The following is a 26609-nucleotide window of genomic DNA, read 5'->3' as shown; positions in this document are numbered from 1 at the left end:
TTTTTGTTCATTTTGGGACATAATAACATCTAAAGAATTAAATGTTCAAGAAATGCTAAATATGAATAATAATTTAGCTTTTAAAGAAAGTGATCAGGCGATTTTAGTTGTTGATAGCCCTGCTATTAATTATTCAAAAGCTGAAGAATATTGAATAAAACTTTTTTCAATGGCAAAAAAAAGAATTAGATTATCTACTCCTTATTTTTCAATAACAGAAGCGCTTTGAAAACAAATTTTTATAGCAATTAAATGTGGTGTGGAAGTAGAAATATTTTTTCCAGGATTACCTGACAAAAAAATTGTTTATAACGTTGGTATAAAGGAGCTAAAAGAATTAGAAGAAAAAGGTGTAAAAATTTATTTATATAATGATCATTTTTTACATTCTAAATTCGGAACTATTGATGAAAATATCGGATGAATGGGAACTAATAATTTTGATAGTCGTTCAATGTTTGCACAATATGAAACTATGGATATTATCTCTGGACAAAGCGTAAAAAAATTAAACGAAATTTTTGATAATTATAAGCGAAAATCAACACTTTTAAGTTCAACCAAACTTGGAAATGTTAAATATGGAAGGATTAAAAAAATCATTTATAAAATTATCAAACCACTTATTTAATGTTATAATAATTAATATTTATTTATAGAGGAGTAATATGAAAGAATTTACATGTACAATAATCGATCCTGCTGGACTACATGCTCGTCCTGCATCAATTATTGTTGGAACAGCTGGAAAATTTAAAAGTGATTCTAAAGTAATCAGTGCTGGAAGAGAAGGAAATCTTAAATCAATCATGAACATCATGGCTTTAGGTGTTAAACATGGAACAGAAATTACAATTAAAATTTCTGGAGAAGACGAAGAAGCAGCATTACAAGCGATCAAAGATGCTTTAGTATCAAACAACTTAATTAAATTATAATAAAAGCCGCATTGCGGCTTTTATTGTAGAAAGTATAATGACAATTCTTAATTACTTTTTTAAAAAAATAATTCTTTTATTACTAACCACTTTAATTATTATTTCAATTAGTTATTTTTTAGTAGCTATCTTTATTCCTAAATCTTTTTTTAATAATGAACAAAAAAGTATTTTTTTTGCTTACATAAATTACATAAAAGACATATTTGTATTTAATTTTGGGACAATTTTTGATCCGTCAATAAATGGTAGTTTCTATTCAATACCTCATTTGTATTTTAATTATTTTAAGTGAAGTTTTTTAATTATAATTTTTTCGTTTGTTTTAGGAATTATTATTGGTTATTTTTTAGGATTAATTCTTTCATATAAATACAAAAAAAATATTGTTTTGTTGCTTAATGTTTTAACGTTTAGTTTTTCTGCAATACCAATTTTTGTCTTAGCGCCTATTTTTATAAATTTAGCTGAAATAAACAATATCCCAACTGTTTTTATTCCAGAACACTTACTAAGCTTAAAAGAAACTTTTTATTCTCTATTTATACCAATCTTAATTCTTCTTTTAGGAACTATTGCAACTTTTTCTTCTTTAACTTTTTCGACTATAGCACAGCTACATAAATCTGAATTTATTATTTATTTAAGAGGACTAGGAATGAATGGTTTTCAGATTTTTTACAAAGGTATTTTACGCAATTCATGATCAAAATTAATTTCTTTTTTAGTACCTATTTTTGTATCTTTAATCACTTTTTCTTTAATAATTGAAAGAATATTTCAAATTCCAGGTCAAAGTACTATTTTAAACATAGTTTTTGACAAAGGAGAAACTAACATAATCATGTTTTTAATATTATTTAATTCAATAATAATTTTAACATTTCAATTAATTTCAGAAATATTCCAAAAATATCTATTAGCAAGTGATTTTAGTAAAAAACAACACAATTATTTAAAAGGTTTTTTTACTGTAAAAAAACTTTTTAAAAAAGAGGTAAATAATGAATAAAAATCTCTTTAATTTATCAAACAAAAAAAATATTTTAGCGCATAGTAGTGCTAATATTAAAAGCGATTTTAAACAATTCATAACTCGTTTTTTTAGTAAAAAAATCAACTGATTTTTAATATGCGTATTTTTACTTATTTTGCTTTTAATAAGCATAATAAATATATTTTGAGAATATTCTGCAACAAACCAGTTTTGATTCGAACTTGGCTTACGACTTACCAAGTTTTAATAACACTAAAATTACTAAAACGTAGAAATAGGTAATTTTTATAACAATATCAAATATATAGAAGCTAACTCAGATTTTACACTTATTTCTGAAGTTAAATTTGCTAGCTTTGCCAAAATAGAATATGATCCTTATCAATTAATTAAATATGCATCTTTATTAAATGATAAAAAAACAATTGAAATTAATTCAATACTGGGAACAAATAGTACTGGAATTGATAATTTAATATTTTTTTCTAGTACATTCGGTTTAAGTGTCTTGATAACATTTTGTGCAGTTTTTATTCAACTTATGTTGGGAGTTATTTCAGGAGTTTTAATTGGTTATTCAACAAATAAAATTCTAAAAATTCCTTATTATATAATAAGTTCATTTAGCATAATACCTTACATAATAATAGCGATATTTTTGTTTAGTATTTTAGGATACACACATTTTTTAGCAATAATAATTTTAGGAATAATAGGTCTTCCGCAATTCTTTTTTAGTTCATATTCTTATACACAAGAATTAAAAAATAAAGATTATATTTTGGCTTCTAAAGCTCTTGGAGCAAGTTTTTTTAGAATTACAATATTATTAATTACACGTGAAGTTTTATTTAAACAATTATCACTTTTTAGTGAAAATGTTTCTATCACACTTTTAATTTTAGCTTCGTTAAGTTTCTTTAATGTAAAAGGGATAAGTGATTATTTAAATATAGGGAATGTATTTAAACAAATAATAGATAATTTTAAAAATTATTTATTCAGTTTTACAGTAATTTTTACAAGTGCACTTTATATAATTATTTTAAAGTTATTAGGCATTAATATTTATATTGCAATGCAACCAAATTTATAGGAGAAATATGGAAAAAAGGACAAAAAAAATTCTAAATTTTTTAGTATTTAGTTCGATAATTGGGCTATCTTCTTTTACTATTTCTTGTACTAATCCTGGTGATTATAGAAATGAAAAACAATACGTTAAAATATTTAATCAACCAAATTTTTTAAAAACTAATGATTATTCATTTAACAACAACAAAATCATTGATAATGATTCGTTAGCGCTAGTCTTTGCTCCTTTAATTACTTATGAATATAGCGATAAATTGGTACTAGACCATGTTAATAATGCTGTTGCAGTACCAACAAAAAAATCTCTTAAGTTAAACTTAATTGACTATATTAAAGTGGAATTAGAAAATGATACATTTCAACTTTATAATAGTGACGATTCTGATTTTTCACTAACAAAACCAGATTTATTTACCAACTATTCAAAAAATATTATTGAATTAACGAGTTTAAATACTTTATCGGTTAATCATAAAAATTTCTTTGATAATATTAAAAAATCAAAACAAATAAGTATCAAACTAAAGGATTTAGTTTATACCGACTATAAAGGAAATGCAACCAATTTTAAACTTAATCCTAAAGACTTTTTAACTTCACTTAATAAACTAACAAATAAAGATTCCTTTAATAATTTAAAACTTTTATATGGAGTCGATTTTGTAGTAGAAAATGACTTATTAATCATAAAAAATAATGCAAAAAAACTCGATTTATTTTTAAAAGATCAACTTATGAAAAACATGATGTTTAATCCTACTTCAAATGAATATTTAAGTACATTAAATTTAGATGTCGATCAATATCAACCAAAATTACAAGAAGCCATTTATTTAAGTGATTATATTTTAAATTCTAATACACTTGAAAAGCAAATTTTTAACAAAAATTTAAATGGTGCAAATTCAAAATTTATTGACGATAATTCGCGTATTGAACAGGTTATTTTAAATTTTAATAGTGTTCCTATTGATAATGAAACTTTTAGACTTCAATCTTTTAAATCTTTTAGACAAAACTTATTGAATGAATCTGACTTTGACATATTTAATTCCGACCAAAAAAATGAAATTGAAAATTTTTCAAGAGCTTATGGTTTAACAATGCAGCTTCAAGATTCATCTTTAAAGTCTAATGTAAATTCAATTTATAATATAAATTTTTCAAAAAACAAAAAATTTGATTTTAATGACAATTATTCAAAATTACTTTACGGGACAGACACAAACGAATTAATAAATGAAAAAAATGATGAGTACTTTTATTCAGATAAAAACTCAAAATTGTTTCGTTCATATTTAGCTAATGCTATTAATTTATCGGCTATTAATGAATTTAGCAAAAAAGCAAATTATTGAAATAATTTAGCTTTACCTAACATGATTTTAGATGGAAAAGATGCAATAAACTCCACTTATAAAAATGCTAACGATGCAGCGTTATGAATAAATAATAATTTGATTTTTTCATATAATTTTAAGAAAAATATAACAACCAATTTTATAACTGAAAATAATAAATTAAATTCACTTTCCTCTTTTATTGACAATAATGAAAAGTTAAAATCGAGCGCTTTTGATTTTATAAAAGAAAATATAAACAATTTATTAGATAATTTTTATACAACAAATGACTTAAATAATGAAGAAAAAATAGAATTTGTTCTTCCAATTTTTGCTGAAGAAAATGATTTAAATAAAATTTTAATAAGTAACACTGAAAATTTACTAAATAGTCTTGATAATAGGCTTAAAAGTAAATTAATATTAGTCCAAAAAGATTATAACAGTAAGTTTAATTCTAGTGTAATTTATCAAGAATTTATTTATTCATCAAATAAGATAGACTCGTATTTAGAACTTATTTTAAAAAACCAAAACTTATTAAAAAGTATTTATTTTTATAAAGATAAAGAGTTTAAATATCTAATAAAATTAAGTGAAATTTTAAATAAATATCAGCTCGATAAATTGTTTAATAATAGATTATTAAATGAACAACTATTTAAAGAATCATTAGAATTTATGCATTCCTTAAATAACTTTGAGCAAGTTGAATTAGTAAATCAAATAGGTTTAAACAATCCAATTCCAATTACTTTAAATTTATATAATAATTTTGAAACATATAAAAAAATAATAGTAAAAAATAATATAGAAAAGCCCTTAAACGATTTAGGCTATAATAGATTTCAAGACATAAAGGTGTTTTAATGAATAAATTAGTTACAGTTGATAAAATAACTTCATTTTTGTCTGGGAATATTTTAAAAATAATTGCCATAATTGCCATGTTTATCGACCATTTTGGCGCTATTACTTTTAACCAACCAGATTTTTTATGAATGAGAATAGTAGGTAGAATAACGATGCCTATTTTTGCTTTTTTATGTATTATTGGATTTGAAAAAACAAGACGTCCTATTTTATATTTTGTTCAACTCTTAATTATAGGTTTAGTATTACATTTGATACTTGTAATTCATTTATACATAGTTCATAAAAGATTTGTAAATGATATGCTTTACTTTAATATTTTTATTATGTTTGGATTAGTTTCCTTAGTCTGATATTGTTTGAAACAAATAAAAATACCAATTATATTTTTTATAGGCGTTGTTATTTTTATACTTTTTAGTGTTTTATTGACATTATCTACTTTAAGAAAATTAGGTGGATTTAGAATTGATTATGGAATTTATTTATGACTTATTTTGCATCTTTCGTATTTGGTTTATTCAAGCGTTAAAAAATATCAATTAAAAATTATGTTTTATAAATTATCATATGCATTTATTTTTACGGCACTAACACTTTTATTTTATTTACTAGATAAAAACTGAGTTCAAAATTATGCTTTGATTGCTCTAATTCCGATCCTATTTTATTCTGAAAAGATATTTAAAAAATCTAGTGTTTTTAAATATACTTTTTTAGCATGTTACCCTCTTAGCATTCTTATTCCAACTATTTTTACTTTTATTTTGTAAATAAAAAAAACTTAGCAAGCTAAGTTAATATTGGTGCCCAAGACAGGACTTGAACCTGCATGAATTGCTTCACTAGATCCTTAGTCTAGCGTGTCTGCCATTTCCACCACTTGGGCATATTTTTATTGTATTATAAATTTATAAAAATCTTTATTTATTTTTATAAACAAAAAATCTAGTTATATCACTAGATTTTTTTAGTATTTAATAATTTTAAAGCTATTTCTTTAATAACGGGGATACAAACCGTATTACCTAGTAAATCAAGAGCTTCACTCCTTTTTAAAAAACTTAAATCATAATCCTCAGGAAACCCAAAAAGTCGCAATCCTTCTCTTATACTTAATTTTCTAATACCTTCATTGTCAATTATACCTATGCGATCAATATCAGTTGCAACAAGCGTAGGGCTTATTGAATTAGGGTCTAATATTTTAGAAAATTCAAATGATAATTTGCCAGTAACAATGTTATAACCTTTTTGTTTTAAAACGTCAAATTTTCTTTTATTGTTAACAAGTTTTTTTGGATATTCAAAAACTAAATATTTTTTTTGAACTAAATCATCTAATAATTTTTGTAAGTTTTTATGGTCAAAAAAAGTTCTTATTTGATCTATGTTTAAGGGCATTCCGTCCATTCAATCTATATTTATTTCTTGTGCAAAATATTTTTTTCGTCTGTTTTTTAACAACAAATTTAATAATTCTTTTTGTTCATTTGAAATAGTACCTTTTAGCTCTAAATCTCATGAATGAATATTATTTATTCCACCTCTTTTATCAGTAATTGACTTACCATAAATGTCTTTTGTCTTATATTTTTTTAATAATTGTTTGCTAAATATTGATTTAATAGTTTCTAAATTATCTTCTTGTATATCTTTTACATTAGACTGTTTTTTAACAAAATTGTTTAAATGAACAGTTTTGTCTTTTGTTCCTATGATATAGACTCTTTTACGATTTTGAGCAAGTCCAAAATCAGCTGAATTTAATACTGAATATGTTACTTTATAACCCAAATTACTTAATGAATTTAAAATAGTGCGTAAAGTTTGCCCTTTGTTATGACTTATTAAACCTTCAACATTTTCTAGAATAAATCCTAATGGTTTTTTATTTTTTAAAATCTTTTCAATTTCAAAAAATAAAGTTCCTCTTGTATCTAAAAATCCTAACATTTTACCGGCGCTAGAAAAAGGTTGGCATGGAAAACCGGCAAGTAAATAATCAAAATATGGTATTTTTTCTAGATCAATTTTACTAATGTCACCATTGATATTAGAATCTTTAAAATTATTTTTATAAGCCTTTATTGCGTGTTTTTTAATTTCGCTGGTAAAAACACACTCTGACTTTATTTTTTTATCTTTTAAAGCTTGTTCAAAGCCGATTCTGATTCCTCCTAAACCTGCAAATAAATCAATAAATTTTATTTTATTATTTTTGTAAACGTTTTTAGACACATTCATATAAAAAGATTATATATAAATACAAATCAAATTTACATTTTTACTAAAAATAAGATTTTCCTTTTTTGTTTTTTTTAAATTTTTCAATAAAAACTAATTAGTGAAAGGAGATACATATGAAATTGAATTCAAATGAAATTTTTAGAATATTTAAAAACATAAATTGAATTAATAAAAAAGGAAAAATTGTTTTTAACATGTATGATATCACTGTAGAAATAAACACACCAGATATTGTTGGAGTTGTAATAGAACAATGAATAAAAAAATATTTTATACTTAATAATATTTACTTTAGACAGCCCAATAATTCACAAAAATATCCTGATTTTTATCTATCAGATTCAGATTATTATGATTTGTTAGAGATAAAAACGTTCCATTACCCAAAAGGTCCATCTTTTGACGTTGCAAATTTTGATTCATATTGTGAATCTATAAAAAACGAACCGTTTAGATTAAATGCAGATTATTTAATATTTGGCTATGATATAGACAAATTAGGAAATATAATAATTAAAGATATCTGATTAAAAAAAATTTGAGAAATAACAGGATCATCAAATAGATATCCACTTAAAACGCAACTAAAAAGAAATGTTATTTATAATATAAGACCTAATACATATTTCCGCTTGTATAAAAATGTTGAATTTAAAAATTTAGATGATTTTATTAATGCATTATATTTAACTCTAAAACTTTATAAAGGTAATAAATTTGCAGATTTATGATTAGAAACATTTAAAAGAAACAAAACACACTTTAAATTTAAAAAAAATTAACTTTATTTCTATAATTTTTACTCCTTTTTTTCTTTTTAAATTCAAAGTTTTACTATATAATAATGATACTTTGGAACAGTACTCAAGTGGCTGAAGAGGCGGTCCTGCTAAGACTGTAGGGGAGGCAACTCCCGCGGAGGTTCAAATCCTCTCTGTTCCGCCATTTTTTTTTATTCTTTTTTTCATGCTTTAATCTATAATATAAGTAAATTTTTAGGGGTATTATGGCACGTTTTATAGATCAAATTAATATTTTAGTTCAAGCAGGTAAAGGTGGTGATGGAATGATTTCATTTCGTCGTGAAGCACACGTTGATAAAGGTGGACCTGATGGAGGAGATGGTGGAAATGGTGGAAACATCTATTTTGTAGGTGATTTAGGAAAAAATACACTATTAAGTTTTTACAAAAATAAGCACATAATAGCTGAAGACGGTGTCAAAGGTGGCCCAAAAAACCTATATGGAGCTAATGCTTTTCACACTTACATAAATGTTCCAATTGGAACTCTTGTTTATAAAAATGATAAATTAGTTTGTGATGTTATTGAACCAAATAAACCTTATTTAGTCGCAGCTGGAGGAAAAGGAGGAAGAGGTAATACGAAGTTTAAAACTTCTAAAAACACTGCTCCAAGAATTTGTGAAAATGGAATGCCAGGTGAAAAATTTGAAGCCAAGATTGTTTTAAAAATATTAAGTGATGTTGGAGCTGTAGGTAAACCAAGTGCTGGAAAAAGTACATTCTTAAACGCAATTTCAAATGCAAATGCTAAAGTTGCTGAATATGAATTTACAACCTTAGTTCCTCAATTAGGAATGGTTAAGTTTTTTGATAATTCATTCAGTGTTGCAGACTTACCGGGTTTAATTAAAGGTGCTTCTTTAGGAAAAGGATTAGGTATTCAATTTTTAAAGCACATTGAAAGATGTAGAGTAATAGCGCATATTGTTGACTTTGGAGACGAAAATAAAGATCCAATAAAAGATTATGAAACAATTAATAATGAATTAACAAGTTATGATTTAAAACTAGAACAAAAAGAACAGTTGGTTATTGCTAATAAATCAGACTTACCTGCTTTTAAAAGTAATATTAAAAAATTTAAGAAAAAATATCCAAATGTTCAATTGATTGAAGTTTCTGCGATTAATCGTGAAAATATGGATACTGTAAAAAAAGTTCTTTGAGAAATGGTACAAAAAGTTACATTTAAACCTATAGAACAGCCAATTGAGGAATTAACAATTACATTTGATCCAGACTTTAAAGTATTTAGTCCATACAAAGGATACTTTGAAGTTAGTGGTAGAAAAGTTGAAGAGTTATATAATAAAATACCAATTAATTCATATGATAACTTATTAAGATTTAATAATATTCTTAAAAAAATTGGAGTATGAGATGAACTCATAAAACTTGATATTGAACCAGGTGATACAGTTTCAATTTTTGAGTATCAATTTGAGTGAGAAAATGATAAATAAAATCGGCCTAAACCGATTTTTATATGCATTTAATAAAATATTCTTATCAAAATTTAACTCATCGTAAGCTTTATTTACAATTTTTCAATATTGTTCAGTTGGTTTTTGGAATGGATAATTTTGATTCATAATATAACTTAAAACTTCATGTTCATTGTTATTGATATTTATTTTAAAAATAACTTTTTTATAAAGATTTGGATAGTCTTCATAATCATCTAAAGAAGCTAAATCGCTTTTATTAATTTTTCAAATTACAATTGGAATTTTTGAATTTGCTTTTTCTTTAATGGTTAAATAACCTTTATTTATTTTTCCGCGAAATTCTAAAGTGTAATTTTCCAAAAATAATGTTTTTATTAATTGTGCACTTGGACAGTACTCTAGTAAAACTTCTTTACTTAAATTACTTCCATATGCTAAATAATAAAACAATTAAAATGCTTTCACTTTTTTGTTAATTTCGTTCTCAAATGTTGCTAATACTTCAGGTTGTGTCATGTTAGCAAAAGTTGGAGTTTTAACACCACTAATTAATAAAGTGTCAACACTTTTAGCTCCAAAAAACTTAAATGTTCCTTCTAATCATAAAGCATGACTTCCTCAAATATATCAATCTGCTGGAGCACCTTGGCTTGCTACAACTAAAACTTTTTCTAAATTATCTAGTAAACCAATTGCATCTCCTTTTTTTGAATATTTGTATGAGAAAGTTTTGTTTGCAACTGCAACTGCATCTATAAAGTTTTTAACAATTGCGCTTGGTCCAAAGTTAATCATAGGAACTGCTACAACAACTTTATTTACTTCTTTTAATTTATCTATTCAAAAGTCACTTTTAACTTGTGTATAGTAAGATCCAACATTTTCTTGTGTTAAGAAAACTTTAGCTAATTCAGTTTTATTTAAATCAAATTCTTCAAATACTTCTCCTGGGTTTGCTTTTTTATATTTTTCTATAAATGATTTTGTAGCTAAATGTGAATACGAATTTTCAGCCTTATTTAAATCACCATATATTACTAATGTTTTTGACATATTTCTCCTTATTAATTAATAATTTTAATAATTATAATTTATAAAAAAAATAGTTATAAAAAAAATTAAATTAACACATATATGAAAACATATAAGTTTTATTTACTAATCTGAAAATATGATAATTTGATTTGAATTTTTGCAAATTAAAATATAATTTATAAACAAATTTTATAAGGAGAAAAATGAAAAAACTAAAAGTATTATTCGGTTTAACTTTATGTACTTTTGTTGCAACATTTATTGCTACTTCTTGTTCTGGAGTAGATGTAAAGCATAGTTACAAAGAAGAAATAGAGCTTAAACTTGATGAGATGAATAAAACTTTAAACAATATTAAAGACATTAAAGGACTTGAAGAGTTAAATAATCAACTTAAAAGTCAATTACAAGAGTTAAATAACTCAACAAAAAATGAAACAAATTTTGATTTTGAAATGTTGGCAAAGATTAACAAAATTAAAGATGAACAATTTAGAAAAATAACACATGCAATTACTAATATGAGTAATAATACTTCTACAAGTACACCCGGAGTTGTTAAGAATGATAAAGAGCTAGAAGAATTAACAAATAAATTAAAAAGTGAACATAAAAAAGAAATTGATGAATTAAATGCAAAATTAAACGAAGCAAAAGAATTGAGTTCAAAATTTAGTTTACCAAGAAATGACTTGAGTGCTAAAAAAGCTCTTAAAACAATGTTTGATTTTATAGAAATTGAATTTCAAAATGCTTGAAAAGAGCAGCAACCTGAAAAGTTTAAGCAAAATGCAACATTTTGAACTAGTATGATTGAAGGATTAAGTAAAACTAAAGATGCTATTAAAGATGAACTAGAAGATCATACTAATTTAAATTATTATGAACGTTTAGTAATGCATTATATCGGACATATAGCAGTTTTAAAAGATTACTTAGAAGGTGATAATAGAATCAAACTAAATCATCCAAAAGAAAAATTTATGGATGCTCTGTTTGATTGAAGATTAAAAGATATTGATTTAGCAATAAGCGAAGTTACAAAACAGGACACAAAAAATAATCCTAAAAAAGATGAGCAATTAAAAACACTAAATCAACTAAAAAAAGACTATTTAGTAATTAAAAACGAAACAGTTGATTTTGGTCATCAAGTTATTAAATTCAAGTTTGCTGAAGATAATTTAATTTATAAATTACTTTTAGATACTAATAAATTTCATACTTTTAGACTTGAATATAAAATACCAGTTTCTTCAAGCGAATTTCCTGTTTACATGCAAATAAATGATCCAAAATTGTTAAATGAACTTGAGACTAAAGCAACTGAAATTCATACACTATATGCAAACTTTTATAAAAATAAAGCAAAAGACTTTTTAACATCTGTTTATTTTTCTAAAAAACTATTCGAATTTAAAGACAATGTTGCTTTAATGAAACGTATAAAATTTGCTGGTGCAGCTAATTCTAAAAAAGAACTTTTATATTATTTTGAAAAAGCAAAAAATGACTTAAATACCTTGTATACAGTAGATTTTGAAAAATTAACTAAAGAATATAAAGCAAAAAATGAAGTATTATTAAAATCAATTAATGACTTTTATAGCAAAAATGTTTTATCAAAACGAGAAGATGAAAAAAATTATGAAATTTTTTGAGATTGATCAAGATCTGAATTAAGAAACATAAATAAAATAAGAGAAAATGATTTTGTATCGACTTTTAATAAGCATATTGCTCTTAAAAAATTAGAAATTCAAAATAACACAATTTTTGATTACTTTAATTATTGAAATACACTTAAAGAAAAAATAGATGAAGATCCTTTAAAAAGTATTTTAGCAAAAGATAAAGACTTAGAAGTTTATGATAAGTCAATTAAAAATGAAGATTCTTCAATAAAAGAGTATGAAGAAAATATTAAATTTTTAAATGAAAATCTTAAAAAAATATTTATTGCAAAACCTTCTGATTTAAATGAAACAACTGTTAAAAAATATTTTGATGATAAATTAAAAGTTGCTAAAGATGTTCAAAACTTGTTTAAAGTAGAACAAGGAAAAGATAAAAAATTCGAATTTTTTAGCGATGCTTTAAAATTAAAAATAAGTAATTCAATAGATGTTTATGCTAATGAACTGCAAAAAATATTAACGAAGCAAAAACAAAAAATCTAGAGAATTAAAAAAGGATTTGGATTTACTTTCTAAAAAAGATGATGAGTTATTAATTATTTTTGGGCATGAAAAAGAAGGTAAAAAAACTTTACTTTTTGAAAGGTTGAATTTGAATGCTTACAATGAAGGTTATACACTAAATGATCAATCATATTTAAATATTAAAAAACTAGTTGTTGAGTATAAATTACTTTTAGAAACGGTAAATAATAGTAATTTTGAAAAAGATACTATTGAAAAAGAAAATAATAATATTAATACGTTTAAACTTAAATTAGAAAATAATGAAACAAAAAATATTTTAAATAATATATATGATTCAAATGAATTTTTAACTACATTTAAAAACTCTTTAAATAATGTATTAACAAAATTAACCGCATGAAAAAATAAAGACAAAAACAGTAAAGAAATTAACGAATTAAAAACAACTTTAAAAAACGAACTTGATAATTTAGGTTTTGAAAATACCGGATTTAAAAAATCAGTAATAGGAGAAATTCTTTCATATATTGAAGACTCAAACACAAATAAAGATGGTTACAACAGAAAAAAAACTCAAATAACAAAACTTTCAAAAATAGTTCCTGGTCAAGAATTATTTGCTTTAATTCGTTATTGAGTATATTCAGAATCTGCTAATCTATCAACAATTTTAATTGCTGATGATCATGATGATAAAGATGCATATAAATTGTTAACTGAATCTTATGAAAAACTAAGATCAAAAAACAATTTATATAGAAATATTAACGATATAAATCCATCATTTATAACTCATGCTGATCCTAAAGATGAATCAGATACAACTCCAATTTTTAATAAAATAAAAGAATTGGAATCAAAATATGCACAGGCTTCTCTTGATGCCTTAAAAACATTCAAAGATCCTAAGTCAACTGAAGATCAAAAAACAAAAGCCAAAAACGCCTTATCTACAGCAAGAAATGCATTTTATAAGGAATTAAACAGTAAAGACATTTTAATAGAACGTAATAGCGAAATTAGACATTCATCAACTAAATATAAAAATTATGAAGACATGAATGAACAAGGTTATCAACCATTTCACCTAGCGCAACTTTACGCTGAATTAGTATCATTAAGTGAAATAATGAAATGATTAAATAACAATTTTATTAAATAAACAAGAACTTCCTAACACATAGGAAGTTTTTGTTTTTATAGGCATTTTTTTGAAAAAAGTAGTTATAATTAACATGTAACAAGGGTGCCGTTAAATTGGCTGAGAATATACCTTCAAGCAGATCGAGATAATGCTCGCGTTGCAAGTTATTTTTTATATATCTCTCCTTCTTGTTACGCAAGGAGTTAAATGAAAAAAAATATAAAATTTTTAACCTTAAGTTTAAGCTCATTACTTCCTTTAGGAGCTTTAGTATCATGTGCTAAAACTACTAATGAAACGGAAAAAGTAGATATTAAAAATGATATTGCTTGAGATAATGAAATTACTTTAACATATGGTTGAGAAAATACAGACAAATGAGATAAAGAGTCTTATATTAAGCTAATGGAAGACAACTTCAATTCATTAAAAAATAAAGACAAAAATTTAAAAAAGTATCCAAATGTCAAATTTAAATTAGAAGTAAATGGTGATAAAAATGCTACTCTTCAAAATTTAAAAAGTGATAAAACTAATACTGATTTAGCTATTTTACCTTATCATTCATTTTCAAATGACAAAATAGATGAATCATTTCCTCAGTTTGCTGGGCAAACTGGAACGTTAATGTTTAAGTGATCAACAATCGATCCATTAGTTTATAATGATGGCTCAATTAATGACCCACTTAGAAAAATGGCTAAACATGAAAATGAATTACAATTTTCTGCACCATATGGAGAATTTAAAAACTGAAAAGACACAAAAGAAACATATGGTTTTGACGGTTCAAAATATGCAGTTTTTTATAATCTTGATAGAACTACTTTGTATTATCGTGGAAGCATTTTGATTGCTGGAAATGAAGCACAAAGAAACGCTATTACTAAAGCATGAGAAGAAAAAAACTGAGAAGAATTTTCTAAATACGGAATTATTTATAAGAAAAAAACAAGTGGAGGAAAATTTAAGTATCAAGTTTCATTAATAGCTAAACATTTTTCAAATAAATTTAAAAATGAAAATGAAGTTGTTAAATGACTTGAAGCCCCAGAAAATTCAAAATTTGTTTTAAGTGGTAAAGACGCTACCATTATAGGTCAAGAGCAAGGTGATAAACGTACTTTTAATATTGCTTTTGATGATGAAGGAGCATTTAATTGAACCCCTAAATCATGAGGAGCAAATAATTATGTACCTACAAATTCAGACTCCGTAGTTAGAGTTTTAAGTGTTACTAATCCAGCACCATATGATGCGATTTTAGCAAGAGTAGGTTTGGCTAAAGAACAAGTTAATTTATTAAGTCAAGCTTTAGCTATGATAAACCCAAAAGAAAATACACTAGGTATTTATACCGGTTATAATTATTTTGGGGATAATAAATCTAATAATTTTTCAGAATTATTAAAATTACAAAAAACTACAGAAGGTAGTTTAAAATAAGAAAGAAAATATATGCAAAAAATAATTGAATTAAACGATATAAAACTTGAACTTGATTCAAATTTTTTGTTATATGAAAATTTCAATTTAACTATAAATAAGGGAGATATGGTTGCAATTGTAGGTCTAAGCGGTGCTGGAAAAACTACTATTTTTAAACTACTTAGTCGATATTTAAAACCTACTTTTGGAACTGTTAAAATATTTGAAAAAAATATTAATAAGTTAAACAAAAAGGAATGAAATCAAATAATAAAGAAAATTGGTTTTTTAAGTCAGAAAACCAATTTAATTCCAAGTCAAAATGTTTACAATAACATTTTAAAAGCTCTTAAAAATCATAAAAATATTTTTTATAAATTATTAAACATACCAGATCAACAAAAACATCAGAAAATTTTTGAAATATTGAACGATTTAAAAATTTTAGAGAAAGCTTTTTATCGTGTTGATACACTTAGTGGTGGACAACAACAAAGAGTGGAAATTGCCAAATTGCTCTTAGAACAAGTTGATTTAATTTTAGCTGATGAACCTACAAGTAATTTAGATTTTAAAAATTCAAGTGATGTTATGGAATTACTTAGAGAATTAAATAAAACAAAAAACATAACTATTTTAGTTAATATTCATGATCTTAATTTAGCCCTCGAAAAATTTGATCAAATAATTGTTTTAAAAGAAGGTCGTGTTGCTCTGCATAAAAACACAAATGAAACTACCTTATGTGAAATCAAAAAATTACTAAGTTAAAAAATATAATAATTACAAGTAATTGATTTTTTTATCAAGTAAAATCAAGTACAAATCAGCAACAAACATCTAAAAAACTACGTCCATTTTGAAAACACTTTTTTATCTTTGTTTTAGTTTTTATAATAATTTTAAGTTTTAGTTTTTTGGATTATTCAACAACTAACAAATTTGGTATTAATTTATTTTGAAAAAATATAAAAAATTTATTTGTTTTTAATAATGAAAGTTCATTTTTATTAGGTACAGATAATAACTGACTGTTATCTTTTAAATATTTATGAATAACATTAAAAACGACATTAATTGGTACTTTTTTAGGATTCATTTTAGCTATAATATCCTCTTTTCTTTCTAGCAAATATGTTCTAAATAAGTATTTAGCCTATTTTAATAATTTGTTTATTTTATTATTGAGATCTTTTCCAGAACTAATATTTATTAAATTATTTACTCTGTCTTTTTATCCAGAAATGGCTATGACAATGGTGTTTTTGTGATTTTCGTGATTATGATTACATAAATATTTTTTAGATGCAATTAATAGTATTGATCCAAAATTTTATTTTATTTCTTTAAATAATGGAAACAGTAAAATTTATGCTTTTTTTCAGGAAATATTTTTAAAACTTTTATCTAGATTCAGCTCATTATTCATATATTCATTTGAAGCTAATATTAGATGAGGATCAATTTTATCTGCACTAGGATTAAGTGGAATAGGTGCACTAATTCACTTTTCTGGAAGTGCTGATTATACTTTTGATCAAATAGGAATTCCCTTAATTATTTTGTTTATTTTTATTATTTTTCTAGAAATAATAAGTTTTTTAATAAATAAATATTTATTTGAAGATCAAAACATTAAAATAACCAAATTTGACTATGGTACAGCAGTTAAAGTAATTTCCCTTAAAAAAATAATTAAAAATATTTTATTTATCGTTTTAATAATATTATCTATTGTCTTTTTATCAACAACTAACTTATCAAGAACATCTTTAGATAAAACTCATGAATTCTTTTTAAGTACATTTAGCCCAGATTGAAGCGTTTTTAAATTTGATAATACATTGCAAAATAATCCACTCTTACAAATTTTGCAATCGTTATATTATGCGCTCATTAGTTTAATTGTTATGCTAATTTTTAGTTTCATAATTTTTTATTGAAGCATATTTAAACTACATGGACTAAAAACATCATTTACTTTTAAAGTCTTTAACACTTTTATAAGATTATTTCCAAGTGTTGTGTTTATTTATACTTTTAATCCTTTGGCAAATGATCCTATAACTTTATTAGTTTTTGTTTTAGGAATTCATTCTTCAAGTTCTTTTAGTAAAAGGCTATATGAAATAACAGATACTTTAGATTTTGAATTTATAGAAAATTTAAAAATTCAATCTTATTCAAAATTTAAAATTTATATATATTATGTTATACCAACAATTAAAAAAGATTTAATTACTTTAAGTCTTTTTGCTTTTGAAATGTCATTTCGAAGTGCAATTACTTATGCAATTTTTAGTGCAAATACACTTAAAATTGGTAGTTATATAAATCACTATTTAAATCCTATTAAATATCAACCGCAAAAAGCTATGAGTTATATTTGAATAGCAACATTCAGTATTTTTATCTTAAACTTACTGACAGATCTAATAGTTAAGAACTTAAATAATAAAAAAGTTAGAACTTAATTGTTCTAGCTTTTTATTAACTCTTGCAATTGGCTTTTTAATTTTGAAACTTTAATTAAATTTAATTCTAAATTATCTAATGCTTTAAAAATTAATTGAATATTTAAACCTATTCAGTCATTTCTGTATTGTGCATTTTTTAATGTTCAAAATAAGTAAAATAAATTACATAACAATAGCGATTTAAAAAAATCATTTTTATTAACTATATATTTTTTTAATAAATTATTTACTTTTAAATTATTTTGATAATAAGAAGAATAAATATTTGCCAGATTAAAATCTTGATTTCCTCAGTAAGCAAATTCAAAGTCAATAATTTTTACATTTTTAGAATTTAAAAATAAAATATTTTCAGCATTTAAATCATAATGAACAAAACTATTTAATGAATAATCTTTTTTAATAATTTTTAATAACTCTAAAATAATTATTGAATTATTTGTTAAATCTTTTAATTGTTTAACAATAGGTATTTTATTAAATATAGGTTTCTTAAAATTTTTAGTCGATAAAAAATTTATTTTTTTTGCACATTTAAATAAAACTCTTAAATTAGGTTTTTTTATACAAGTATTTTTTATAAATTCACTAATACACACTTTATTGTCTTCATAATAAATTTTAGGTGTTATTTTAGAATCATTAGTTAAATTAAACTTTTTATAAGAACTTGTATTTGATTTATATTTAATTATAAATTGTCCGGGATTTTTTACATTGGAATTTAGACTTAAATTTTTATTGATAAGTTCATGTCATTCATCATAAACATTCTGATATGCGAATTTATCGAATTCACCTTTTATATAGTTCATTATGTCTAAATCTTCACTTTTTATTTTAAATTCTTTTATCAATGTGCTTTTATCTATTTTTAAAGTTTTTTGTATAGTTGAAATGTCAAATAAAAAATTTCCTTTTCTTACTCATTCATAGTCTAAAAATTCAATTTCATTATCACTAGTTAAAAGTATATTTTTAGCTGCTAAATCACCATGAATTAATGAATTATTTTTAAATAATTTAGTTTTTCTTATGAAATCATCATCATAATTTTTATAAGTATTTCAGTTAAATTTTGAAATATTGTCAATTTTGATTTTATGAAATTCTCTTAATTTTTTTATAACTTTTAACTTTATTCAATTATTTTTTCGATGGTTAAAGTCAAATGTGTCTAATGTTGTTCCTTCAATTCATTTTTTTACTAAAACGCCTTGCTTGTAGTAAAAAACATTTTTAAAATAACTATAAATTTTTTCCTCATTTTTGTGATTAACTAAATATTTATTAGTATTTTTATATTTAATAGGAATTCTAATTAAAACCTTATTTTTTTTGTAATAGCCACTAAAAGTTATATTGTGATAACCGTATGTTATAAAATTAACTTTTTTAAGGTGTTTTGTAATAAAATCAGGCAAATATTTATAAAAATTTCAATATGTTTTATGCATATATTTTGAAGAATTGTTCATATAAAAATTTTATTTTATTTAAGCAAAAAAAATATAAAATTGTTACAAGTAAATACATATAAAAATTAGGAGAAAATATGAGAAAAATTGCAATCCTTACATCAGGTGGAGATGCACCTGGAATGAATTCAGCATTATGTTCAATAATAAGAAATGCTAAAAGTCACAACTTAGAAGTTTTTGTTGTTTTAGAAGGATATAAAGGTCTTGTTGACAACAATATTGTTTCAGCAGACACACTAAAATTAAATGAATTATCACACCAAGGTGGAACAGCTATTTATTCAGCACGTTATCCTGAGTTTAAAGAACTTTCAGTTAGAAAAATTGCTGTTAAAAACCTTAAAGATAAAGACATTGATGCTTTAATTGTAATAGGTGGAGATGGTAGTTATATGGGAGCACAATTACTACACGAATTAGGTGTTCATACAATCGGACTTCCTGGAACAATCGATAACGATATTGCATCAAGTGATTTTACAATAGGCTACGATACTGCTTTAAACACCATTGTTGAAGCAATTGACAAAATAAGAGATACAGCAAATTCACATAAAGGAATTATGATTGTTGAAGTTATGGGTAATGAATGTGGTGATTTAGCTTTATATAGTGGATTAGCTACTGGAGCTGAAATTATTGCTACAAGTGATTACGTTATTCCAATGGAACAAATTGCTAACGATGCTATAGAATTAACCAAGCAAGAAGGAAGAAGAAGCATAATTGTTTTAGTTTCTGAAAAAAGATATGATCTAAAATCTTTAGAAAAAATGATTCAAGAAAAAACAGGATGAACAACACGTTCTAATTCTCTTGCACACACACAAAGAGGTGGTAGACCAACTGCTCAGGAAAGAATTTTATCTTCTTTAATGGGAATTAAAGCTGTTGATTATTTACTTGAAGGAAAATCTGGTTTAGCAATTGGAATAGTGAAAAATGACATTGTAGGAGTTCCTATTTTAGAAGCATTAAGTATGAAAAATCCTTCTAAACTAAAAGCTAGAGAAAAAGTAATTAAATTCAATAAACTTAATAAAATGCTTTAACACAAATAATTAGTCTTATATGAGGCTAATTTTTTTAAAGTTTTCATATAAAAAAAATGAAAAAAATATATTAAAATATAGATACGTATTATATTAAATACGATATTAAAAGAATATTATGAAGAAAATAAAAACAAAATTAGTATTACTAGCATCAAGCTTAGTATTACCAGTTGCGGTACTTTCTGCAATTTCATGTGGTGCTAAACCCACAGAACAACCAAACAAAGACAATAACAATAATACTCAAAACCCACCAGCTGTAAGTGAGCCAGATAAAAAACCTACTACTCCTGATGTTGATCCAAATAAAACAGCTGAAGCTAAAAAACTAGAAGAATTAAAAACTGAAGTTAATGCAAAGATAGCTGAAGCAGAATCATTTATAAAAACAAATAAAATTGATACTGAAGAAAAATTTAAAGAACTAAAAAATGAAATGAATATCGTTTTAAATAAATGATTTAAAGAAGCGTTAGAAGGAAAAAATTCTGTTAAAACATCAAATGAAGCAGAAGTTTTAAAAAATGACTTTGATGGTTGATTTGAAAGAATGAAAAATGCTCATAAATATTTAAAAGATGCAGATCCTGCTGAAAAGAAAAAAGCTGATGAATTTCTTAAAAATGCTGCAAAAGAATATAAAGACTCGCAAGACTGATTAGGTAGTTTAAAAGCAGAAGGAAAATTTGATCAAGAAAAATTAAAAAAATTCGTTGAAACAAGCAGATCATTGTTTGATTCTAAAAAAATTCAAATTTTATCAATAATTTTAGCACCAGCGGATCTAGAAAAAGAATTAAATTTATTTAAAGGTATGGTTAAAATAACTAAAGAACAATATGAAAAATTTAAAGTAATGTTTAATACTCCTGCATCATTTAGTGACAAAAAAATGACCTTACAACAAAGATTACAGCAGTATTAGCTAAAATTACTGATCAATCAAAATATGGGTTGCATAAAACACAATTAGAAACATTGAAAAATGAAATAAACGCAACTTCTGATACTAAATATAATGAAGAAGATGCATTAACATGATATTTAGAAAAAATTGAAAACATTAAACAAATAGAAATGTCAATTACTAAATAATTTAAAAAATATCACACTAAAAAAGTGTGATGTTTTTTACACATTTTTAACCATTAAAATGTTTTTTCTTTTATAATAACTAAATATATTTAAATAAAAAAAGAAAATATGAATAAAAAATTATTAATTTTATCATCTACATTAGTATCTATATTACCTTTAACAGTAGCTATATCATGTAATGTTAATTCTGCAAAAAATACAGATACAAATAAAGAAGCAAATAAAGAAACAAATACAAATGCTGATACAAATAAAGAAATAGCACAACCAGAACCAAAAAAAGAAAATGCAGCACCAACTCAAGAAGAAATTAGTCAAAAAATTAAAGAGAATTTTACACCAGTTTTAAATGACGTAAAAAAATTTATCAACGAAAAACTTTTAGATGAAAAATTTAAAGTATTAAAACAAAAAATGGATTTTGATATAAAAAATATATTTGAACCTATGATTGAAAAAGTAAATAGTGCAAAAAATCCTTCAGAAGGTGCTTATGCAATTACTTTCTGATTTGATAGAATGTTTGAAGCATACACATACTTATCAAATGCTACAGATGAACAAAAATCTGAAGTAAAAAGATTAAACACTGAAGGTTTAACTGAAGTTAAAAACACAGAAGCATGATTAAAAGAATTAAAATTACCAGAATTTACAGCAGATTTAAAATTACTTGGATTTAAAAAAGCAATAGAATTTGAAATAGCTAGAGCTAAAAGTGAATTTGGTATAGAAATTTATTCTCCTAAGCAAGTTGCTGAGGATTTAAAATCTGTAAAATTTGCTTTTAATAAATTTAAAGAAATTTGAGATAGAGATTATAAAGCTAATCATAAACCAAGCGCATAAGTAAAGTATAATAATACACCACCATGGTGTATTTTTAAATAAAAATATGTCTTGTTTATAGGCATATTGGTTAAAATTATTTAGAATTATTCATCACAGCAATCGTGTGCGCATTTTGAATTTTCATATTTAATTGAAGAACAGAAACAAGCATAATCTTTAAAACAGTGATCTAATGAAATAATATCTAGATATGCTGAATATTGTTGTTTGAATTTTTTTGTTAGTTTGTAAAAAACTCTTTTTGCATCTTTTTTCTTTTCAACAACTTTTAATTTTCTTAGGTCCATAAAGTGTTTAGAAATATTTGATTGTTTTTCCTGAAATAAATCAACAAGTGTCTGCACGTCACATTCGTTATCGTCACAAGAGTATAAATGAACTATGATTAATAGTTTAACTTTTGAAGAACATAGTTTAAAAAATTTAGTTAATTCCATTTGGATTCTCCTCATTTGCTTCTTTTATCATTTTAATTTCTTTAGTTAATTCTTCAAGAAATTCTTCTTTAGAAACAATTTGATTTTGGTTTATATCTTCTATGTTATCAAAATCCGCTTCTAAAAATTCATTTTCTTTATCATTTAATTCTGTACTAAAATCATCATTAGATTCAATCTTTTTAGCTTCAAAAAGTTTATTATCAATATAGTTGTTAATTATTTCTAAATTGTATGATTCAATAATTTGATTTTTATTTTTTAGTCAATTTATTTTATTGATTACTTCTATTTTGTACTGTTTAGCTCTAAAGAAATTAAGCTTATCTTTAAATAAAACAAATTTTTCATAATCGTTTTGATAATTAAAGTTATCGAATAAGTAACATTTATAAATTTTTCCGTCAATAAATGTTGCCAGATCAATATTAATTGTACCAATTGTAAAATTTTTAGCATAAGTTATACGAGGATTTAATTTTGAGAGGTTATTAAATTCATCAAAAACTTCTTTACTTAAAGTTGTTTCATCAATATCATCTGGATCAATAAAGTTATTTTTAGCTTCACTTGTAGTTTTTTGAGAAATAATTTTTCTTTCTAATTCATCTAATTCTAAAAAACTAAGTCAATCTTTAAACATTCTTGTGTCTTCACTTATGTTTTGATTTATAGCAACATCAGCAGATTTAATTGTTTTAATAACAATCATTTTATCTTTAGCTCTTGAAATAGCCACATTAAGTGCATTCATTCCACCAGGACGTCCCACATAAGTAGCATTTATTTTTGAATTTTTATCATAAGCTACAGTACATATAACTAAATCAGCTTCATCACCTTGTATGTTTTCAATGTTTCTTAACATTAATTTACGATCGTTTATTGCAGCTTCAAGTTTTGGATATTGGTTATAAATTAAGTCAGTTAAATACTCTCTTTGTTTAGCGTTAAATGCTAATAAAATTACCTTATTGTACTTGTCTATAGCTTCATTAGTAATTTCAATAGCTTTTAATCCTTCTATTTCATTTTTATTGTCTGCTCATAATCCATCTACTTGAATAACTTCAATTGCTTGACTTTCAAAATTTCCAGCAACATCAATAACATCAAGACTTGAATTATAGAAATTTTTTGATGAAAAAGTCATTAGTGAAGCATAGTTTGAACGATAGTTTTTGTCAAGAAGAATACTGTATACACCTAGACTTGTTGCATAATCAAGTAAAGATTCAACATTTCCAAAGATTGAATCATCAGTAGTTCTAGTTCCAAATCAATTTGAAGGTTTCATTTGTTTATCATCACCTGCCAATATTTTTGTTTTGGCTAAATATAAAATTGGGAGTCCTTTTTCTATAAATAATTGTGATGATTCATCCATAATTCCAAAATCAAACTCATTTTTATTTCATTTACTTAAATCAGTATCTGGAGTTGCAATAATAATTGGAAATAAAATTTTGATTAATTCAGAAAATCTTTTAACAAATTTATATGGTTCTAAATTTGAAATTCTTGCTGAAGCAGCAAATTCCTTATATTCTCGAATCATTGTTTTATCAAATGTTTTAATTCTATTGATTATTCTGTGAGCAGTTATGTTTTTTATCATTTCTTCATTTGAAGTTTGAGCTAAATCATATTCAGGACATAAATCTAAAATTTCTCTTAATCATTCTAAATCACTTTGACTTATGTTTCTAAAAGCTAAAACTAAAGCTGAAATATCTCCCTTGAATGTTGATAAATTTTTATTTATTTCAACTCCTAAAAGTTTTACATTTTGATAAGTTTTACTAAAAGGGATTGGTAAAATTTTATTTATTTTTAATAAAACTTTATCCATTCTTTCTTGAATTAAGCTTGATGGATAAATTAAATTTTTAGGTAAACTTAAAACAAAATCTAAATCATCTTGATTTAAGTGATCTAAGTTGTTGTATAAATAAAAATAAGCATGTAAAATGTCATTAAATTTAGAATTAGAATTTATTTCTTGAAGTTTATTAACTCACTCTTTTTCTTTTTGTGAAATAACCTGTAAATATGAAACATTAACTTCTTTTTCAAAATTTTCTAAAAAGTCTAAATATTCTCTTATAGGTTTATAAAAACTTTTTTTCTTCATATCTTTAGAAGTTAAAATAAATAAACCAAAACTAGAAAGTGATCCTAGTCTATTTCTAATAACTTCAAGAGCAGCTTTTTTTTGTGAAGCAACAATAGCGGTTTTTCCATAAACTAAAATATTAGCTAAAAGATTAACAATTGTTTGAGATTTACCAGTTCCTGGTGGACCTCAAATAATTGTATTTTGGCTTAGTGAAGAAATAATAGCCTTGTCTTGTGAAAAATTAGTTGGAGTTATTTTAAAAAGAGCTAGTTTGTCACTAAAAACAGAGTCTTTTACTTTATTTTTGTATGTATTTTTATTGAATTCAACGTTTATAATATCGTCTATTTCATCGTTTTCAATAATGTCTTTCATTCTGTTACGGCTATATCCCCCGGCTGGTAAAAAGTTACCTAAAACTATTCCTGGATGAAATTGTATTGATTGATTAAGTATTGATTCTGGTGTTTTTTTATCAAAATTATTATTAATTTGTGCATCGATGTCAGGATAATATGTACTTCAAGCTTCACTAACTTTTTTTGCTAATTCTTCTATACTATAGTGAGATAAGTCAAAATCTATTGAAAAATTAAACCCTTGATTGTTTAAAATAAATAATAATTTTTCATTTGTATAAACTTCTCCATCACTAATTAAATGAGGAATACCATTTTTAAAACTTATAAATACCTGTTTAAAAAATAAAGGTGCATAAATAACTTTACTATCATCTAAAACTAAAGAAATATACATAAATGAAATATGCAATGGTCAAATGTTAATTTCATCATTTATTTCATTTGCTTTATTTAACAATAATTTTCATTTAATAGTAGATTTTTGAAAGCTAGCATTTATAGCTTCACGAATTTTTAATTTTGCTTCTTGAAACTCTCCATTTAAAATTTTTGCTGCGTTTTCTATTTCAACTTCATTATGGTTTAAAAGGTTAAGGATTTCTTCTTTAGTTTCTGCCTTTTCTACATCTGAAACTAAATTTAATAGCGAAGTTTCAATAATTGGAATTTCAAATCGTTTAGTTTTATATATTGTTTCAAAATGTTTTGGATTAAATAGTTTAAAAACATCAAAATAGTTTTTATTATTAACTGAAGTAAAAACAGAAGGATCATTACTTGTCACTTCTAGTAAATTATCTAATATTGATTTATATCTTTGGTCTTTTGAATTCATTATTTATCCTTAATTTTTAGTAATTCTTCATAAACTGCACTTGTGTATTCTCCAAAAATTATTGAAATACTTTGTGAAGAAATAAATAAACCACTAACGCCTTTTGTATCTTTTATTGCTTGTTGATTAACAAGGGTTGAATCTTTAATTTGTATAATGATTCTTGTTGAGGTTTTTTTAATTGAAACTATATTATCTAAGTTAATATTTTCTACTAGTTTTTCAACATCGCATGGTAACTTATTTAACTGGTATATAGTGTTTTTAGTATGTTTTTTGTCTTTATTTCACTTAATTCAAATTAGTCCAAATGTAATAATTGTTAAAAATGTCATTAAAATTTTATCGCTTGTTTTCATATGTTTATTATA

Annotated in this window: 23 protein-coding genes, 2 tRNA genes, 1 pseudogene and 1 riboswitch; of the genes and pseudogenes, 18 read left to right on the top strand and 8 right to left on the bottom strand. The window is 23.9% G+C overall.

What is annotated here, in order from left to right:
• From MALL_RS04475 to MALL_RS00410, 6 genes are all read left to right on the top strand, one after another.
• Positions 1-631, top strand: a 631-nt coding sequence (locus tag MALL_RS04475) for a phospholipase D-like domain-containing protein (RefSeq protein WP_040545420.1), incomplete at its 5' end; no start/stop codon positions are given.
• Positions 632-668: 37 nt separating this feature from the next.
• The gene (locus tag MALL_RS00430) at positions 669-938 is read left to right on the top strand and encodes an HPr family phosphocarrier protein (protein ID WP_005683132.1); all 270 of its coding nucleotides are present in this window, start codon (positions 669-671) and stop codon (positions 936-938) included.
• A 37-nt stretch (positions 939-975) separates the two neighbouring features.
• The gene (locus MALL_RS00425) at positions 976-1950 is read left to right on the top strand and encodes an ABC transporter permease subunit (protein WP_005683139.1); all 975 of its coding nucleotides are present in this window, start codon (positions 976-978) and stop codon (positions 1948-1950) included.
• Positions 1951-2476: 526 nt separating this feature from the next.
• Positions 2477-3031, top strand: a complete 555-nt coding sequence (locus MALL_RS04225) for an ABC transporter permease subunit (RefSeq protein WP_005683099.1) — start codon at positions 2477-2479, stop codon at positions 3029-3031.
• A gap of 7 nt (positions 3032-3038) precedes the next feature.
• Positions 3039-5243: an OppA family ABC transporter substrate-binding lipoprotein gene (locus MALL_RS00415; RefSeq protein ID WP_005683088.1), complete on the top strand. Its 2205-nt coding sequence runs from the start codon at positions 3039-3041 to the stop codon at positions 5241-5243.
• Positions 5243-6019: a TraX family protein gene (locus MALL_RS00410; RefSeq protein WP_005683106.1), complete on the top strand. Its 777-nt coding sequence runs from the start codon at positions 5243-5245 to the stop codon at positions 6017-6019. Before MALL_RS00415 ends, MALL_RS00410 begins: the two co-directional genes overlap by 1 nt.
• 31 nt (positions 6020-6050) lie before the next feature.
• Here the strand turns inward: MALL_RS00410 and MALL_RS00405 are convergent.
• Positions 6051-6135: transfer RNA gene (locus MALL_RS00405), tRNA-Leu, on the bottom strand.
• A gap of 71 nt (positions 6136-6206) precedes the next feature.
• A complete protein-coding gene (gene dcm / locus MALL_RS04220; RefSeq protein ID WP_005683119.1) occupies positions 6207-7493 on the bottom strand; it encodes a DNA (cytosine-5-)-methyltransferase in 1287 nt (428 codons plus the stop codon).
• Between the two features lie 116 nt (positions 7494-7609).
• Between dcm and MALL_RS00395 the strand changes: the two genes are divergently transcribed.
• The 3 genes from MALL_RS00395 to obgE all read left to right on the top strand — a co-directional run bounded on the left by MALL_RS00395 (position 7610) and on the right by obgE (position 9765).
• Positions 7610-8278 carry an NgoBV family restriction endonuclease gene (locus MALL_RS00395; RefSeq protein WP_005683095.1) on the top strand — a complete coding sequence of 223 codons (669 nt, stop codon included), beginning with the start codon at positions 7610-7612 and terminating at the stop codon, positions 8276-8278.
• Between the two features lie 72 nt (positions 8279-8350).
• A tRNA-Ser gene (locus MALL_RS00390) sits at positions 8351-8441 on the top strand.
• A 61-nt stretch (positions 8442-8502) separates the two neighbouring features.
• Positions 8503-9765, top strand: coding sequence for a GTPase ObgE (obgE, locus tag MALL_RS00385; RefSeq protein ID WP_005683093.1), 1263 nt, complete (start codon positions 8503-8505; stop codon positions 9763-9765).
• Between the two features lie 132 nt (positions 9766-9897).
• Here the strand turns inward: obgE and MALL_RS04685 are convergent.
• Positions 9898-10110 (bottom strand): annotated as a pseudogene (locus MALL_RS04685) (gamma-glutamylcyclotransferase family protein); the annotation flags it as partial.
• A gap of 90 nt (positions 10111-10200) precedes the next feature.
• A complete protein-coding gene (locus MALL_RS00380) occupies positions 10201-10803 on the bottom strand; it encodes an FMN-dependent NADH-azoreductase (protein ID WP_005683080.1) in 603 nt (200 codons plus the stop codon).
• 185 nt (positions 10804-10988) lie between these two features.
• On the opposite strand from MALL_RS00380, the gene MALL_RS00375 reads away from it, so the two are divergent.
• The 5 genes from MALL_RS00375 (at position 10989) to MALL_RS00355 (ending at position 17996) form a co-directional block, all read left to right on the top strand.
• A complete protein-coding gene (locus tag MALL_RS00375; protein ID WP_005683076.1) occupies positions 10989-12965 on the top strand; it encodes a hypothetical protein in 1977 nt (658 codons plus the stop codon).
• Between the two features lie 16 nt (positions 12966-12981).
• On the top strand, positions 12982-14112 hold the full coding sequence (locus MALL_RS00370; RefSeq protein WP_005683129.1) for a hypothetical protein: 1131 nt from the start codon (positions 12982-12984) through the stop codon (positions 14110-14112).
• Positions 14113-14182: 70 nt separating this feature from the next.
• A riboswitch (TPP riboswitch) is annotated at positions 14183-14274 on the top strand.
• Positions 14275-14301: 27 nt separating this feature from the next.
• Entirely contained in the window at positions 14302-15540 is a 1239-nt protein-coding gene (gene cypl / locus MALL_RS00365) for an ABC transporter thiamine pyrophosphate-binding lipoprotein p37/Cypl (protein WP_005683114.1), read from the top strand.
• Positions 15541-15552: 12 nt separating this feature from the next.
• Positions 15553-16293, top strand: coding sequence for a phosphonate ABC transporter ATP-binding protein (locus MALL_RS00360; RefSeq protein WP_005683103.1), 741 nt, complete (start codon positions 15553-15555; stop codon positions 16291-16293).
• On the top strand, positions 16266-17996 hold the full coding sequence (locus MALL_RS00355; RefSeq protein ID WP_050767263.1) for a PhnE/PtxC family ABC transporter permease: 1731 nt from the start codon (positions 16266-16268) through the stop codon (positions 17994-17996). Before MALL_RS00360 ends, MALL_RS00355 begins: the two co-directional genes overlap by 28 nt.
• Before the next feature lie 5 nt (positions 17997-18001).
• Here the strand turns inward: MALL_RS00355 and MALL_RS04215 are convergent, their stop codons facing one another.
• A complete protein-coding gene (locus tag MALL_RS04215) occupies positions 18002-19477 on the bottom strand; it encodes a protein kinase family protein (RefSeq protein WP_005683156.1) in 1476 nt (491 codons plus the stop codon).
• A 77-nt stretch (positions 19478-19554) separates the two neighbouring features.
• On the opposite strand from MALL_RS04215, the gene pfkA reads away from it, so the two are divergent.
• The 4 genes from pfkA (at position 19555) to MALL_RS00335 (ending at position 22482) form a co-directional block, all read left to right on the top strand.
• A complete protein-coding gene (gene pfkA, locus MALL_RS00345; protein WP_005683096.1) occupies positions 19555-20532 on the top strand; it encodes a 6-phosphofructokinase in 978 nt (325 codons plus the stop codon).
• Between the two features lie 118 nt (positions 20533-20650).
• Positions 20651-21460, top strand: a complete 810-nt coding sequence (locus MALL_RS00340; protein ID WP_005683089.1) for a hypothetical protein — start codon at positions 20651-20653, stop codon at positions 21458-21460.
• 29 nt (positions 21461-21489) lie between these two features.
• Complete coding sequence (locus tag MALL_RS04380) at positions 21490-21630, top strand: hypothetical protein (RefSeq protein WP_005683131.1); 141 nt, start codon at positions 21490-21492, stop codon at positions 21628-21630.
• A 108-nt stretch (positions 21631-21738) separates the two neighbouring features.
• Entirely contained in the window at positions 21739-22482 is a 744-nt protein-coding gene (locus MALL_RS00335) for a hypothetical protein (RefSeq protein WP_005683069.1), read from the top strand.
• A gap of 86 nt (positions 22483-22568) precedes the next feature.
• Here the strand turns inward: MALL_RS00335 and MALL_RS00330 are convergent, their stop codons facing one another.
• The 3 genes from MALL_RS00330 to MALL_RS00320 are packed head-to-tail and all read right to left on the bottom strand — an operon-like array spanning position 22569 to position 26597.
• Complete coding sequence (locus tag MALL_RS00330; protein ID WP_005683067.1) at positions 22569-22922, bottom strand: ArsR/SmtB family transcription factor; 354 nt, start codon at positions 22920-22922, stop codon at positions 22569-22571.
• Positions 22909-26238 (bottom strand): DEAD/DEAH box helicase, encoded by a 3330-nt coding sequence (locus MALL_RS00325; RefSeq protein WP_005683066.1) that lies wholly within the window; start codon positions 26236-26238, stop codon positions 22909-22911. Before MALL_RS00325 ends, MALL_RS00330 begins: the two co-directional genes overlap by 14 nt.
• Positions 26238-26597, bottom strand: a complete 360-nt coding sequence (locus MALL_RS00320; RefSeq protein WP_005683111.1) for a hypothetical protein — start codon at positions 26595-26597, stop codon at positions 26238-26240. Before MALL_RS00320 ends, MALL_RS00325 begins: the two co-directional genes overlap by 1 nt.
• Positions 26598-26609: the final 12 nt, after the last annotated feature.

This window comes from Mycoplasmopsis alligatoris A21JP2 (assembly GCF_000178375.1).
Lineage (GTDB): Bacteria > Bacillota_I > Bacilli_A > Mycoplasmatales > Metamycoplasmataceae > Mycoplasmopsis > Mycoplasmopsis alligatoris.
The sequence above is the reverse complement of the archived record's forward strand: the minus strand, read 5'-3'. Positions and strand labels throughout refer to the sequence as shown.